This is a genomic window from Ralstonia chuxiongensis (assembly GCF_024158925.1).
GTDB lineage: Bacteria > Pseudomonadota > Gammaproteobacteria > Burkholderiales > Burkholderiaceae > Ralstonia > Ralstonia chuxiongensis.
In genome coordinates this window covers 578,070-591,369 of record NZ_JAMYWC010000001.1, presented here as the reverse complement: position 1 = coordinate 591,369, position 13,300 = coordinate 578,070, and the positions used below count along the sequence as shown (strand labels likewise).

Genomic DNA, 13,300 nt, shown 5'->3' with positions numbered 1-13,300 from the left:
GTCTCGGCAGGGGGTCTTGGCGTCGCTTGCGGCGAGCCCGCGTCGTGCAGGGCGCGCGCTGCAGCGGATGCTGCATATCAATCGGCCCGCCGAGCCGGTCAAACCACAAGTTGCCCGACCGGCTGCGCAGGTGCGGCCACCCGTCCAGCAGCCCCCCTTGGCCAACGCCCCCGTGCGGCGCGAAGTTGCGGGGCCACCCAGATCGGTGCGTACGCCAGGCCATGGAGTGTCTGGCGGCAATACCTCGGTCCAGCATCATCGTGCGCGCGTGTTGAGCCAGATCGAGCATCTGCCCACCGAGCACGGCAAGCAGGCTTGGCGCAAGCCGATCGAGGCGATGGAAACACTCGATCGACACGTTGCTCACTTGCCGCCCGCGCAATCCGTCAAGTTGCTGCAGCAGATGCAGGTCATCCTCAGCATCAAGGACAGCCATACGCGCAATCTGAACCTGGATCACTTTGTCGCCTCGCTCAAACCGGCAGCCGTACACGCGCGCCCATCGGGAGGAATGTCTTCTCCGGCACCGCGTCCATCCGCTCCTCGCCCGGTTGCAGCCACGCCGAACCGCCCGGCAGCCACGCCGACCAAGCTGAGCTTCAAGGATCTTGAGGATTTCGCGAGCCAAAGGCCGCATCCGGCCGCGCAGGCCCAAAGCACGCCCGCACGGCGCCCGCAGGCTGGCCGACCGGCGAGCGCACCTGCCACGCCCGCACGTGCGCATACCGCCCCGACCCGAACGCTGGCCGACTTCGAGCGCGACGCAGAGGAAGCCGCCGCCTATCACGGCCACGCGCATGCGGACTACAGTGCCGCTCGCGCGGAGTACGCCAGCTATCTCGCGCGCAGCAATCCGGCGCCAGAACGCCGCTCGCAGTCTGCACCGCCGCGCCTGCAACGCGCTGCGCCTTCCAAGCTGGACCATGTGCAGCGCGCCCAGATTGCGCGTGCCGAAGACGAGCGCGCCCGCTACCACGGCGAAATGCCGAACTATCAGCAGGCCTATGCAGACCATGCCGCTCGCCAACCGACGCCCGCCGCCGTTGGGCTCAGGCGTGCGGCGCGCCCGGCGCCTCGTCAGTTGAGCGCCAGCGAGCTGCAGTCGATCCATCAAGCTGAAGACCAACGCGCGGAGTACCACAGCGAAAGCCCCGACTATGCAGGCGCGGAAGCCGCATACCGGGCGCAACACGGGCTGTGAGGGGTTTGTGCCGGGTTTGAATCAGCGACGGGGCGGGACACGCGGAGCATCCTCGCGCACGAGGATGGATTGCCACACCCGGCTAGCGCGAACCACCAAAGAGTTGACTGACCACACCGCGCAACCAGCGGTTGCCGGCTTCGTGGTGATACCGGGCATGCCAGTGCTGCCGAACGGCAAAACCCTCCACAGGGAACGGACACGCGCGCACGGCAAGGTCATTGGCCTGCGCGAGGGTTTCGCCGATGTGGCGGGGCAACGTGGTAATCAAGTCCGTCGTTTGGACAATCGCGCCCAGTCCGAGGAACCCCGGTAGTTCCAGCACGACCTGGCGCTCGATGCGCTCGCGCGTCAGTGCTTGCTGGAGGAGTTGCGCCCCCGTGCCTGCTGTGACGGCGATGTGCCCCTCCGCACAGTATTGCTTGACTCCAAACCGGGTGCGGATCCGGGGATGGTGGCGGTTGGCGAGGCACACCCAATCCTGCTCGTACAACTGCTGCTGGTAGATGCTGCCGCTCAGCCAGGGCACGTAGCCAATCGCGAGGTCGGCCTCGCCCGATTCCAAGGTGCGTTCTGTATTGCCGTCAATCCGGGCAGCTTCCAGGCGAACACCGGGCGCCTGCGCGCGAACGTGTGCCAGCAGGCGCGGCAGCAGGGTGATGTGGCTCGCATCGGTCATGCAGATGCGAAAGCGCCGCTGCGCCGTTGCTGGGTCGAACGCAATCTCCCATGCAGTAAAGCGCCTCAGCGATTCGAGAATTTCCCGACACGGCCCGATCAGCGCGTCGGCCTGTGGCGTCGGTGCCATGCCGCCTGGCGTGCGGATGAACAGGGGATCCCGCACGTAGTCCCGCAGGCGCCCGAGCCAGATGCTGACGGTCGGCTGGCTCTGTCCGAGCTGTTCGGCAACCCGGCTGACGTTGCGCACGTCGTAGAGGAGGTCGAACAGCTGCAGAAGCTTCAGGTCGGGCAGATCGGCCAGCGACGCCGCACTATTGTCCATGGCAATAACGGTATTTGGATCATTGTATTGTCAGTATAAGTGCCGCCTTCTATCGTGCAACCACACGACAAGGAGACGCCATTGAAGATTGCGATTCTGGGCGCCGGCGCGCTGGGCTGCGCCATCGGTGCCGCGCTCACGGAAGGCGGCCATGAGACCTGGCTGATCAGCCGCTCACCGGCCCACGTCAACGCCATGCGCAGCGAGGGCCTGCGGGTTGACGACGCGCAGGGCACCCGACGCATCCAGGTGCTGGCAGCGGCACACGCTGCAGAGGTCGGCATAGCAGAACTGGTGATCGTGCTCGTCAAATCCTTCCAGACCGACGCGGCCATGCGCGGCGCGGCCGCTTTAGTTGGGCCCGATACGCTGGTGCTGTCGTTGCAGAACGGCTTGGGGCATGAAGAGATCCTGGCGGACATCGTCGGCCGCGAACGGGTGCTGGCAGGCAAGACCTACGTGGGCGGGGTGTTGCGTGGCCCCGGCCATATTCAGTCCGGCGTGGTTGGCAAGGCAACGTACATCGGCGAACTCGACGGCCGCGTGACACCGCGTGTGCAGGCCATCGCAGACGCATTCAACGCAGCGGGGCTGGCGACCACCGTCAGCGAGAACATTGTCGGCACGATGTGGGACAAGCTCCTGGTGAACGTCGCCACAGGCGCGCTGACCGGCATCACACGCCTGACCTACGGCCAGCTCTATGACGATGCGCTGCTCAAGGCCACCTCACTTGCGGCGGTGGCCGAGGCGATTGCGGCGGCGCAGTCCGCAGGCGTGAAGCTATCGATGACGGACCCGGAGCAGGCCTGGACGCTTGCCGCCGAGGGCCTTCCCGCGGCGTTCAAGACATCGATGCTGCAAAGCCTGGAGAAAGGGTCGATCACCGAGATCGATTTCATCAACGGTTCAGTCGTGCGCTACGGGCAGCAGCACGGCGTGCCGACACCGGTCAATGCCACGCTGGTCGCCTGCATCAAAGGCATCGAGCGCGAGATGGCTGATCGTCAACGCCAGGAGACCACCGCATGAGCGCCCCCAAGGCCTATCTGGAACACGTCGCCATCTGGGTGAAAGACATCCATTGGCACATCCGTTTCTTCGAAGAGGTGCTCGGCATGACGCTGCGCGAGATCGATGGCACGCGTGAAGCGCCTCGGCAGTACTGGACCCTCGGTGGACTGCAGTTCATCCATGCCCCGGAGTTCGAGGGCCCCGAGGGCCGGCTCGCTCACCTTGGGGTGATGTGCGAAGACCTCGAAGTCGCGCTGTCCCTGGCACACGGTTTCGGCGTCAGCGAAATGCCGCAGGGCCGCAATTGGCTGCGCTTGCCGGATGGCCTGGCGGTCGAACTCATCCAGGCCAAGCCTGCGTCTTGCGTAGCGCAGGCGCTGGCCATCAACCCACGTGCGCAGGCATAAATATGACCATCGTCGAAAAATATTGGGATGACGCACGCGAGGGCGACACCTGCGTGAGCCCGAGCTACACGGTAACGAAGGAACGCATCCTCGCTTACGCCGACCTCACCGGTGACCACACACCGGTGCATGTTGATGAGGCCTATGCCGATGCCAGTCATTTCGGTTGCATCGTCGCGCATGGGCTGTTTGGGCTGTCGATTGCCGATGGCCTGAAAACGCAGAGCGACTACCGCTTCCTGCCCGGCATGTCGCTCGGCTGGACCTGGGATTTCCTGCTGCCGATCAAGGTCAACGACGTGCTGCACGTGAAGTTCCGCGTCGGGGAGATGCGGGCAAGCAAGAGCCGGCCGGGCTGGGGCATCGTCGTGTTGCCATCGGAGCTGATCAACCAGGACGGTCAGGTGGTGCAACGCGGCGAGCATCGTCTGATGGTGCCGCGCCGGCCGGGAGCGTTCTGATGCAAGCTCGCCCTCTTGAAGGTATCCGCGTTGTCGACTACAGCCACTTCCTTGCAGGCCCCTACGTCGGTCGATGCCTGGCCGCGCTCGGCGCCGAAGTGATCAAGGTCGAGCGCCCCGGCACCGGCGACGCCGGCCGCCAGCACGCCACCGTGCTCGACGATGAGCAAAGCGGCTATTTCCTGCAGCTCAACATGGGCAAGCGCGGTGTGAGCGTCAACATGAAGGACCCGCGCGGCAAGGCGTTCATGCTGCGGCTGTGCGATTCGGCAGACGTGTTCATCGAGAACTACCGACCCGGTGCGCTGGACAAGCTGGGACTGGGCTATGCCGAGCTGTCGGCGCGCAATCCTGGCCTGGTCTATTGCTCCATCTCGGCTTACGGACATACCGGGCCGGACGCACATCGCGCCGGTTTCGGACTGATTGCCGAAGCCAAGAGCGGCATCATGCAAATGGTCGGCACGCCGGGTGAGCGGCCGCCGCTGCTGCGCATCTCGCTCGGTGACATGTATACGGGCATACACGCCGTCGCCGCCATCAACGCGGCCTTGTTGGGACGCGTGAAGAGCCATCGAGGGCAACACATCGACATGGCGCTGTACGACACGCTGGTGTCGATGCACGAATACGCGGTGCAGTGCTACACCCTGCAGGGCGTACTGCCCGAGCAGACTGGACATGACATGCCGACCTCCACCCTCTATGGCGTCTTCCGCGCGGCTGACGGCGATCTGGTGATCGCCGCGCAGGTGGACGACGCCTGGAAGCGCTTCGCTGCGCTGGTCGAGGCGAATGGTGGCCCGGCGGGCTTCGGCACCGACACGCGGTTTCATGCGGGCGCTGGGCGCAACGCGTGCCGCACGGAAATCCTCTCTGTGGTCGAGCCCTGGGTGGCAGCACGTTCCGTGGCATCGGTGCTGGAGCTGCTGGATGGCATCGATGTGCCATGCGCCAAGGTGCAGCGCATCGACGAGGTGCTGGCCGATCCGCAAATTCAGGCGCGGGGGATGGTGGTCGAGCAACAGCACCCACGCTATGGCACGTTGCGCCTGCCGAACCTGCCGTTCAAGTTCTCCGATTGCGATACGACGGTCCGCGATGTCGCGCCCGACCTGGGCGAGCACAACGCCGAAGTGGCGCGCGCCCTGGGTTTCGACTCAGACGAGATTCACGCGATGCAGGTTGATGGCGTCCTCTATTCGAAGCGAGCTCAATGATGACTGACCACTACGCGGTGATCGGCAATCCAATCTCTCATACCAAATCGCCGCTCATTCACGGGCTATTTGCGCAGGAGACGCGACAGGACATGCAATACACGGCCATCGAAGGGCCGGTCGAACCGGAGGCGGCGTTCGCGGATGTCGTTCGCAGGTTCGCCGCAGGCGGGGGCAAGGGCATGAATGTCACGGCGCCGTTCAAGCTCAAGGCCTTTGCGATGGCCGACGAGCGCAGCGAGCGTGCAACGTTGGCCGGCGCGGCGAACGCACTGAAGTTTGAGGATGGCCGCATCCTGGCCGAAAACTTCGACGGCATTGGGCTGGTTCGCGACATCGAAGCCAACCTGGGGCTCCCGATGTCTGGCAAGCGCGTGCTGATGCTCGGTGCCGGCGGCGCGGCGCGCGGCGCTCTGCTGCCGTTCCTGCAGGCGATGCCGGCGGAGATGGTCATCGCGAACCGCGACGTCGCAAAAGCGCAGGCGCTGGCGGCACAGGTTGCGGAGCGCGGCCCAGTTGCTGCGTGCGGGTATGCCGATCTGGAGTCGATGGGGCGCTTCGATCTGGTGGTCAATGCCACCTCAGCGAGTCTGACAGGCGATTTGCCACCTGTTCCACCGAGCATCTTCCGCCCCGAAGGGATGGCCTATGAACTGGCCTACGGCAAGGGGTTGACGCCGTTCCTGCGGCTCGCCCGCAACGCGGGTGTGCGCAACATCGCAGACGGTGTCGGCATGCTGGTCGAACAGGCCGCTGAAGCGTTCGCGTGGTGGCGCGGCGTGCGTCCGGAGACACGGCCGGTGATCGATCGGCTCACCGTTCCCCTTGATTGAGTCCAGCACGGAGGCCCGAATGAAGCTGAAGCGCATCTTGATGCTGCACGGCGTCAATCACAACATGTTCGGCGAGCGCGATCCTGTGCAATACGGGACGATCACGCTGGCCGAGATCGACGCCAGATTGCAGGCGTTGGGCGCCGAACTTGGCGTGCAGGTGGAGTCCTTCCAAACAAACAGCGAAGGGGCGATGTGCGAGCGCATTCACCGTGCATTTGAGGACGGCCAGGACGCCGTGCTGATCAACGCGGGTGCGTGGACGCATTACAGCTACGGCATTCGCGACGCACTGGCGATCCTGACTTGTCCGGTGGTGGAATTGCATATGTCCAATATCCACGCACGCGAGCCGTTCCGGCATCACTCGGTGTTTGCAGACATCGTCACCGGGCAGATCTGTGGGTTCGGAGTACAGAGTTACCTTCTGGCCCTGAGGGCTGCGGTCTCGGCACTCGATCCAGCTTAGCGGGCGGGCAAATGCTATGGATGAAGCTTCTCGCCCTTGTTCAGCATGTCGATGAACTGAGCGATCTTCCTTGCGCGCGTCTCGGCCTTCTTCACGTTTTGGATTCTGAACAGAATCGCATAGCGGTTCTGGCTATTCAGGGTCGAGAAGAATTGCCCGGCCTTCGGGTTGGCGTCGAGAGCCAGCTGCAGGTCATCGGGCACCGTTGACGTACTTGCCGATGCATAGGCAGCCTCCCAACGCCCGTCGCGCTTGGCCAGATCGATTGCACGAAGCCCGCTTGGGCGCATCCTTCCGTCGGAGATCAACGCTTCTGCCTTGGCTTTGTTGATCTTCGACCAGATGCTTTTCGTGGTTCTCGGCGTAAATCGCTGTAGCCAGTAGTGCTCGTTCTCAGCCTTTTTTTGGCCATCGATCCATCCGTAGCAGAGCGCGCTCTCCAGCGCCTGTGCGTAAGACACGGTCGATTGGTCGGCCGACCGCTTTGCGATGCGGAGCCAGACACCGGTCACGGCCTCTGCGTGGGTGTCGAGCCAGGCTTCCCAGGCATTCTGAGTGGTGAACGTAAGTTGTTCGTTCGACATCTCGCTAGATCACTCACCGTCAAGTTGCCAGGGGAGGTTATTCGCGCTTGAAACGCAGCACACCTCTTCCCATTGGATTTTCGGAAACCAGCGGGTTCGGCATCCACGCTGTGTGGACCTCAAGTGTGTCTGCGTCGAGCGTGTAGAACCGTTCCTGCTCCGTGCCAGTCCAGGCTTCATTCCAGGATGCATCCACCTTTGTGATGAACCGGTCCCCCTCGACCCGATACCGCCCCGTATAGGCCATCACCGTACGGAATAGCGCGAGCAGTTTCTCGTCTGTATTGCCGGGCTCCCGCACCTTTGCGGTGAGAAGCACCATGAGGCGCCCATCCGCACCGAAGATCAGCGACCCTTTGGGATCCGCGCCCCAGGGCTGCGTGCGCTCCTTTGTCTCTTGCATCTCGGTCTCGAAAGACACCAATCGCCAGCTACCGTGCAGTTTTGCGTCGTGCTCAGTCATGGTTCGTCCTGTCATCGTCCGTTCAGATGTTCGTACGGGGCGGGCGCCGCAGAACAACATGCGTCGCGTTTTCCGACGCTACGGATTCAACACACGTATAGCCCTGCGCTCGCAAATCAATGCCTTCGAAGAGAGGTTCCCCACGGCCGAGCAAGATCGGCGAGATCGCAATGTGCAGTTCATCGATGAGGCCCTCGCGAAGGTACTGTCGGATGGTGCCTGCCCCACCGCCGATGCGTACATCTTTCCCGCCGGCCGCCTCGCGGGCACGGTCGAGCGCTTCCTGGGCGCCGCCTGTGATGAAGTGGAAGGTCGTGCCGCCCTCCATCTCGATGGGCGCACGCGCGTAGTGGGTCAACACGAATACGGGAACGTGATACGGCGGGTTGTCGCCCCACCAGCCTTTCCAGTTGTCGTCGGGCCAGTCCCCGCGAATGGGGCCGAACATGTTTCGCCCGAGAATCCACGCCCCAACGTTCTGAAAACTGCGGGCGGCAAAATCATTGTCAACGCCGGTGGTGCCGCCGTCCTTGCCAAGCAGGGCGTGCTGGAACGTGCGCGTCGTGACGAGCCACGTGTGCAGTTCTGTCCCGCCAATGCCGAGTGGATTGTTGATGTCCTGATCCGGACCTGCGCCGTATCCGTCAAGCGAGATGGTGAAGCCCGCAACGCGAACGCGTGTCATCGTTTGTCTCCAGCTCGAATGCGACGCCCGAACGGTCATCAACGGATGCCGGCGTCAAGACCTGCATATTAGTACCGGCGCCAGCCGAACGTGCCGCGCGCGCCGGGCCGGACATCGGCCATTGGGAGGAGGGGGCCGCCATCATTTAGAATCGCGCACTTTGCCCGTACTCCCATGTGGTTCAAAAACCTTCAGCTTCATCGCCTGCCGGCACCTTGGGCCGTTACCCCTGAACAGCTTGAAAAGTGGCTGGCACCTCACGCGTTTCAACCGGGCAACAGTGTAGAAAAGCAGACCTCCGGCTGGGCATCGCCACGTGATGACGGCGCGCTCGTGTATTCGAACAACGGCCAGATGCTGCTGACCTTTCGCGCGGAAAAGAAGCTGCTGCCGGCGTCCGTCATCAATCAGGTGACCAAAGCCCGCGCGCTTGAGGTTGAGGAGCAGCAGGGCTTCAAGCCCGGCCGAAAGCAACTGCGCGAACTCAAGGAGCAGGTGACCGACGAACTACTGCCGCGCGCGTTCAGCATTCGGCGCGATACCCGGGTTTGGATCGATACCGCAAACGGCTGGCTCGTGATCGATGCGGCCTCGCAGGCGGTTGCCGACGACGTGCGCGGCCTGCTCGTGAAGTCGATCGATCAATTGCCGCTCACCAACGTGCACGTGGCGCATTCGCCGGTTGCGGCAATGACGGAGTGGCTGCTCTCTGGAGAGGCGCCCGGCGGTTTTACCGTAGACCAGGACGCGGAGCTGCGCTCGACGGGCGAGGGCGGTGCCACCGTGCGATACGTCGGCCACGCGCTCGAAGCGGAAGACATGCGCCGGCATATCGAAGCCGGCAAACAATGCATGCGCCTTGCCATGACCTGGGACGACCGGGTCTCCTTCGTGCTGACGCCGTCGCTCCTGATCAAGCGCGTGACGCCGCTTGACGTGATCAAGGAAGCCGAAGACCCCACCGCCCAAAACGATGATGAACGCTTCGACTCCGATGTCGCGCTGATGACCGGCGAGCTGGCGCGGATGCTGACCGACCTGGTCGACAGTCTTGGCGGCGATCAGCTCGACGCTGTGCAACAGGCCAAAGCGGCCTGAGCTTCGTCAGCCGGCTGGCGGTGTGCCGGTAAACACCGCCAGTTGCGCCTCGAACGCGCGCTGGTAAGCGGGCCGCGCTTCACCGCGCGCGACGTAGGCGGCCAGGCTCGGGAATTCGTCCAGAAGGCCCGACGGCCGCAGCCGGAGCAGTACGGACACCATCAACAAGTCCCCAGCGCTGAATGCACCATCGAGCCAATCCGCATCGCCCAGGCGCGCAGAAAGTTGATCCAGCCGACGGCGGATGCGATCCATGATCAGCGGCAAGCGCTCAGCGGTCCACGGCTTGTCGCCCTCCTGGAACTTTGCAGTAACGAGTTCAAGAATCGGCGGTTCGACGGTGTTGAGCGCCGCAAACATCCACGTGATCGCCCGCGCCCTGGCATTGTTATCGTTTGGTAATAAATCCGTATGCCGCTCGGCGATATGGAAGACGATTGCGCCTGTCTCGAACAGGGCGAGGTCGCCTTCTTCGTAGGTAGGAATCTGGCCGAACGGATGCAGGCTCAGGTGCGGAGGCGCTTTCATCGCCTGGAACGAAACCAGCCGGACGTTGTAGGGCCGGCCTGCTTCTTCTAGCGCCCAGCGGACACGTGTGTCGCGCGCCAGTCCCTTGCCGCCATTGGGCGAGCGTTCAAAAGCGGTAATGGTAGGGATCATGCGTGCGCTCCGGTGCGTGCCTGGAGCCACCCGTGGAGGCCGCGGCACCGGCGGTTGGTTTTCAGTAGAACGGAAGACTCCACCACGTTGCGTGCCAAGCATGTGCACGCCGGCGTCAAAGGTCAACCGACATTCGTTGACGCGACTCACGCCGGAAGGCACACTCGTCCCCATGCAAACCCACACGTCCCTCACCATTGCGATCCAGCATCACGCGCATGCCCATTGGGGATGGCCGCTGGGGACGTGCACGCATTAGCAATCCGCAACACCATGCGCACCGAAGCCCCGCCGACATCGACGGGGCTTTTTGTTTTTTGCGCGTTCCATCCGCTGTCGCATCAACCGGGGTATCCAACCTCGATTCAACCGCCGCTTCCCTATCGATGAAACAGGAAGATCAAATGCCAGCCGTGTCGCCCCCTTTCGCAATGCCCCTCGATCTGTACCGAGCGCTCTCGAACGTGTGGTCCGCAGATACATCGAGCCCGACCAATGCGTGGTCACCGTCAAATCCGGCGCAGAATCATTGCAGCGTGACTTCGCTTGTCGTGCAGGACTATTTCGGTGGAGACATCCTCACGACGCAGACGCCAGGCGGCACGCACTTCTACAACCGGATCGACGGCAAGATGTGGGATCTGACAGTGAGCCAGTTTGCCGAGCCGGTGCCGTATGACGACACGCCGTCCACGCGCGAAGCCGCGTTGGCTGATACCTCACCGGAAAAATATGCACTGCTCGTGTCGAGGCTGAAGGCGAGCAGATAGCGCTTTCCGCTCGGTATCCCGCAGCATCCGGCCAGCCTGGCGCGAATTGACGGTGCCTGTTCGATGCTGCGTCGTGCTTGTGCGTGCTCGACGGGGCGCGGGCAGGAGGCACCCCGGCTTTTGGGCGCCATTTCTGGTGTTTCGCTGCCAGTGATACCGCGCTCACCCCCGTAGGGAGGGGGCTGCCGCGCCCGATGCGCGACGATGTTCCCACGTAAAATCCGGAGCGCGCGCCGCCATGCTCGGCGCCCTGTTTTGATATCCGGATGTACGTCGATCTTCTTACCCTTTATCTCCTTGCCGTCGGAATCCTGCTCGCCAGCGCTGGAATGCTGTTCTGGGAGCATCGGACCAACCCCCGGCGCAGCAAGGCGTTGCGCCTGCTGGCGGCCGGGTTTGCGACGCTCTCGCTCGGGTGCACGGCCGTGCTGTTCCGCCACGTAGTGCCGGGCGCGACGGGCGCTGCACTCTGCAACCTCATCATGCTGTGCGGCTATCTGCTCGTGCTGTCGGGCGTGGCGGCGCTGAACGGGCGGCAGTATCGCGGCGCCGCAGCCGGCGTGCTCATCGGCATGGCCCTGGTCTGGGCGATCTGGAGTGCGCAGTGGCAAGGCATCCTCTGGAACTACGTCAGCGCGATTCCGATTGCGTTGGTCAGTGCGATGACGGCCCGGGAAATGTGGCGATGCGACACCATGAAGCCGCTGCGCCCGCGACAACTCGTGGTGATGGTGACGATCCTGCATGCCGCGCTCTACCTTGCCCGCGGGCTCGCGCTACCTTGGCTGGTGTCCGCATTCGGGCCGGCCATGCAGCCATTGGCCAGCAAGTTGACGATGATCGAGGGCGTCTTGTACGCGATGGTGTTGCCGATGACGTTGCTGAAGCTCATTCGGGACGAAGCCCACGGCCAGCTTCTGAGCGAGTCGCAGACGGACTACCTGACCCGCCTTGGCAATCGCCGCTGGTTCTTCGAGCGGGGTGAACGCCTGATCGAAGGCATCGGCAGCAACCGGCCCGTCGCCATGCTCGTGTTTGATCTGGACCGGTTCAAGGCCATCAACGACCGCTACGGACACCAGGCTGGCGACACCGTTCTCAAGGTGTTTGCGGAAATCGCGCAGGGCGTGCTTGGCCCCGACGTAATGCTTGCGCGCATTGGCGGCGAGGAATTCGCCGCGCTGCTGTCGGGCGACGACGCCCGCCATGCCAGAACGCGGGGCGAGGCCGTGGCCAAGTGTTTTGCGGAGGCGGTGCAACGCCGCAGTGACAGCGCCGGCATTCTGGCGACAGTCAGCATTGGCATGGCTCAGTTCGACGCCGATCTGCCGTCGCTGGCGGATGGTCTGGCTGCTGCAGACAAGGCGCTCTACCGTGCCAAATCGCTGGGCGGCAATCGGCTTGAAGTCGCGCAGCCTGCCGGGCAAGTCGACGAGGCTGTGTTCTCGTAACGGTGAACGTTGTTCAGTCCGTCCGCCCGGCGCGCAGGTCGCTCTTGCGGATGAGCTGCAAGAGCGTCTCCGCAGGCTTGCTCAAGCGCCGCGCAGACAACGTAATGAATTCGATTGCCGGCAGCGGCGGCAGGACATCGCCATTGACGGGCGGCACCAGCCCGCCGCCGGCCAGGTTCTGCGCACGCACGGTAATCCCCAGGCCGCCGCGTGCGGCCGCAATACACCCGGAATGACTGCTGCTGGTGCAGACCACGCGCCACAGCCAACCGGCCGCGGCCAGCGTGTCCAGCACGATTGCGCGGGTTACGCTCGGCTCGTTGACAAGGATGAGCGGCAGCGGCTGACTCACATCGACCACGGTACCGGGCCGCGCCAGCCATTCGAGCTGCCCTCGGAATAGCGGGACACCACGTCGGCCGCCTTCGCGGCGCTTGCCGACAATCAGGTCAAGCGAGCCGTCTTCGATGCCTTCATACAGCTTGCTGGTCATCCCCATCGTGATTTCAAGCTCCACATCCGGGTGCGTGGCCCGGAAAGCGGCAAGCAGATTGGGCAGCGGCCCCTGCGCCAAGTCTTCCGAAGAGCCCAGCCGGACACGGCCCTGCAGCCGGGGCGCACTGAACTGCAACTCGGCGCGCGCCAGGGATTCGAGGATCAACTTCGCGTGAACGAGCAGCGCCTCGCCGTCGGGTGTGAGCGAGACCGAATGGGTGTCGCGCACAAATAACCGCCGGTTCACGCTTTGCTCCAGCCGGCGGATGTGATCGCTGACCGACGATTGCGACAGGTCAAGCTGGCGCCCGGCCTCCGTAAAGCTATGGGCGGCGGCCACCGTGGCGAAGGTTTGAATCCAGACAGGATTGAGCATGCTGGCATTGTCATCGGGTTTTCCGATAACAGTCAACGTCTCTAGAGGGGTTCCCGATTGGCTATCCATCGGTAGCATTGCGGGTGATGTCCGGCGCTTTCCGGACAGCA

Annotated in this window: 16 protein-coding genes; 10 read left to right on the top strand and 6 right to left on the bottom strand. The window is 63.7% G+C overall.

Annotation, left to right across the window (positions count from 1 at the left end; all coding sequences use genetic code 11):
• Positions 1–157: 157 nt before the first annotated feature.
• Positions 158–1,201 (top strand): hypothetical protein, encoded by a 1,044-nt coding sequence (locus NKG59_RS02520; RefSeq protein ID WP_253534907.1) that lies wholly within the window; start codon positions 158–160, stop codon positions 1,199–1,201.
• A gap of 82 nt (positions 1,202–1,283) precedes the next feature.
• Here the strand turns inward: NKG59_RS02520 and NKG59_RS02515 are convergent, their stop codons facing one another.
• Positions 1,284–2,204 (bottom strand): LysR family transcriptional regulator, encoded by a 921-nt coding sequence (locus NKG59_RS02515; RefSeq protein WP_092972112.1) that lies wholly within the window; start codon positions 2,202–2,204, stop codon positions 1,284–1,286.
• Positions 2,205–2,285: 81 nt separating this feature from the next.
• Here NKG59_RS02515 and NKG59_RS02510 point away from each other — a divergent pair, with 81 nt between their 5' ends.
• From NKG59_RS02510 to aroQ, 6 genes are read left to right on the top strand one after another with little or no spacing between them, the layout of a single operon-like run.
• Positions 2,286–3,236: a ketopantoate reductase family protein gene (locus NKG59_RS02510; protein ID WP_253534905.1), complete on the top strand. Its 951-nt coding sequence runs from the start codon at positions 2,286–2,288 to the stop codon at positions 3,234–3,236.
• Positions 3,233–3,625: a VOC family protein gene (locus NKG59_RS02505; RefSeq protein WP_253534903.1), complete on the top strand. Its 393-nt coding sequence runs from the start codon at positions 3,233–3,235 to the stop codon at positions 3,623–3,625. The genes NKG59_RS02510 and NKG59_RS02505 overlap by 4 nt, the downstream gene beginning before the upstream one ends.
• 2 nt (positions 3,626–3,627) lie before the next feature.
• Positions 3,628–4,086, top strand: a complete 459-nt coding sequence (locus NKG59_RS02500) for a MaoC family dehydratase (protein ID WP_253534899.1) — start codon at positions 3,628–3,630, stop codon at positions 4,084–4,086.
• The gene (locus NKG59_RS02495; RefSeq protein ID WP_253534897.1) at positions 4,086–5,306 is read left to right on the top strand and encodes a CaiB/BaiF CoA transferase family protein; all 1,221 of its coding nucleotides are present in this window, start codon (positions 4,086–4,088) and stop codon (positions 5,304–5,306) included. The genes NKG59_RS02500 and NKG59_RS02495 overlap by 1 nt, the downstream gene beginning before the upstream one ends.
• Positions 5,306–6,139, top strand: a complete 834-nt coding sequence (gene aroE, locus NKG59_RS02490) for a shikimate dehydrogenase (protein ID WP_253535677.1) — start codon at positions 5,306–5,308, stop codon at positions 6,137–6,139. Before NKG59_RS02495 ends, aroE begins: the two co-directional genes overlap by 1 nt.
• A 25-nt stretch (positions 6,140–6,164) precedes the next feature.
• Positions 6,165–6,608: a type II 3-dehydroquinate dehydratase gene (aroQ, locus tag NKG59_RS02485; protein ID WP_253535676.1), complete on the top strand. Its 444-nt coding sequence runs from the start codon at positions 6,165–6,167 to the stop codon at positions 6,606–6,608.
• A gap of 14 nt (positions 6,609–6,622) precedes the next feature.
• Here aroQ and NKG59_RS02480 read toward each other — a convergent pair whose 3' ends face one another.
• Genes NKG59_RS02480 through NKG59_RS02470 form a run of 3 tightly spaced genes read right to left on the bottom strand, consistent with a single transcriptional unit; the run spans position 6,623 to position 8,340 of the window.
• The gene (locus NKG59_RS02480) at positions 6,623–7,192 is read right to left on the bottom strand and encodes a YdeI/OmpD-associated family protein (protein WP_253534894.1); all 570 of its coding nucleotides are present in this window, start codon (positions 7,190–7,192) and stop codon (positions 6,623–6,625) included.
• A gap of 37 nt (positions 7,193–7,229) precedes the next feature.
• Positions 7,230–7,655, bottom strand: coding sequence for a lipocalin-like domain-containing protein (locus NKG59_RS02475; protein ID WP_045202234.1), 426 nt, complete (start codon positions 7,653–7,655; stop codon positions 7,230–7,232).
• Between the two features lie 22 nt (positions 7,656–7,677).
• Complete coding sequence (locus NKG59_RS02470) at positions 7,678–8,340, bottom strand: dihydrofolate reductase family protein (RefSeq protein ID WP_253534890.1); 663 nt, start codon at positions 8,338–8,340, stop codon at positions 7,678–7,680.
• A 174-nt stretch (positions 8,341–8,514) separates the two neighbouring features.
• Between NKG59_RS02470 and NKG59_RS02465 the strand changes: the two genes are divergently transcribed.
• Positions 8,515–9,438 (top strand): recombination-associated protein RdgC, encoded by a 924-nt coding sequence (locus NKG59_RS02465; protein ID WP_253535675.1) that lies wholly within the window; start codon positions 8,515–8,517, stop codon positions 9,436–9,438.
• 6 nt (positions 9,439–9,444) lie between these two features.
• On the opposite strand, the gene NKG59_RS02460 is transcribed toward NKG59_RS02465, so the two are convergent.
• Positions 9,445–10,098 (bottom strand): glutathione S-transferase family protein, encoded by a 654-nt coding sequence (locus NKG59_RS02460; protein ID WP_253534886.1) that lies wholly within the window; start codon positions 10,096–10,098, stop codon positions 9,445–9,447.
• A gap of 218 nt (positions 10,099–10,316) precedes the next feature.
• On the opposite strand from NKG59_RS02460, the gene NKG59_RS26485 reads away from it, so the two are divergent.
• Together NKG59_RS26485 and NKG59_RS02450 are read left to right on the top strand one after the other, a co-directional pair.
• Positions 10,317–10,868 carry a YunG family protein gene (locus NKG59_RS26485; protein WP_420804012.1) on the top strand — a complete coding sequence of 184 codons (552 nt, stop codon included), beginning with the start codon at positions 10,317–10,319 and terminating at the stop codon, positions 10,866–10,868.
• Between the two features lie 266 nt (positions 10,869–11,134).
• Positions 11,135–12,319 carry a GGDEF domain-containing protein gene (locus NKG59_RS02450; protein ID WP_253534881.1) on the top strand — a complete coding sequence of 395 codons (1,185 nt, stop codon included), beginning with the start codon at positions 11,135–11,137 and terminating at the stop codon, positions 12,317–12,319.
• Between the two features lie 13 nt (positions 12,320–12,332).
• Here the strand turns inward: NKG59_RS02450 and NKG59_RS02445 are convergent, their stop codons facing one another.
• A complete protein-coding gene (locus NKG59_RS02445) occupies positions 12,333–13,190 on the bottom strand; it encodes a LysR family transcriptional regulator (RefSeq protein ID WP_024978489.1) in 858 nt (285 codons plus the stop codon).
• Positions 13,191–13,300: the final 110 nt, after the last annotated feature.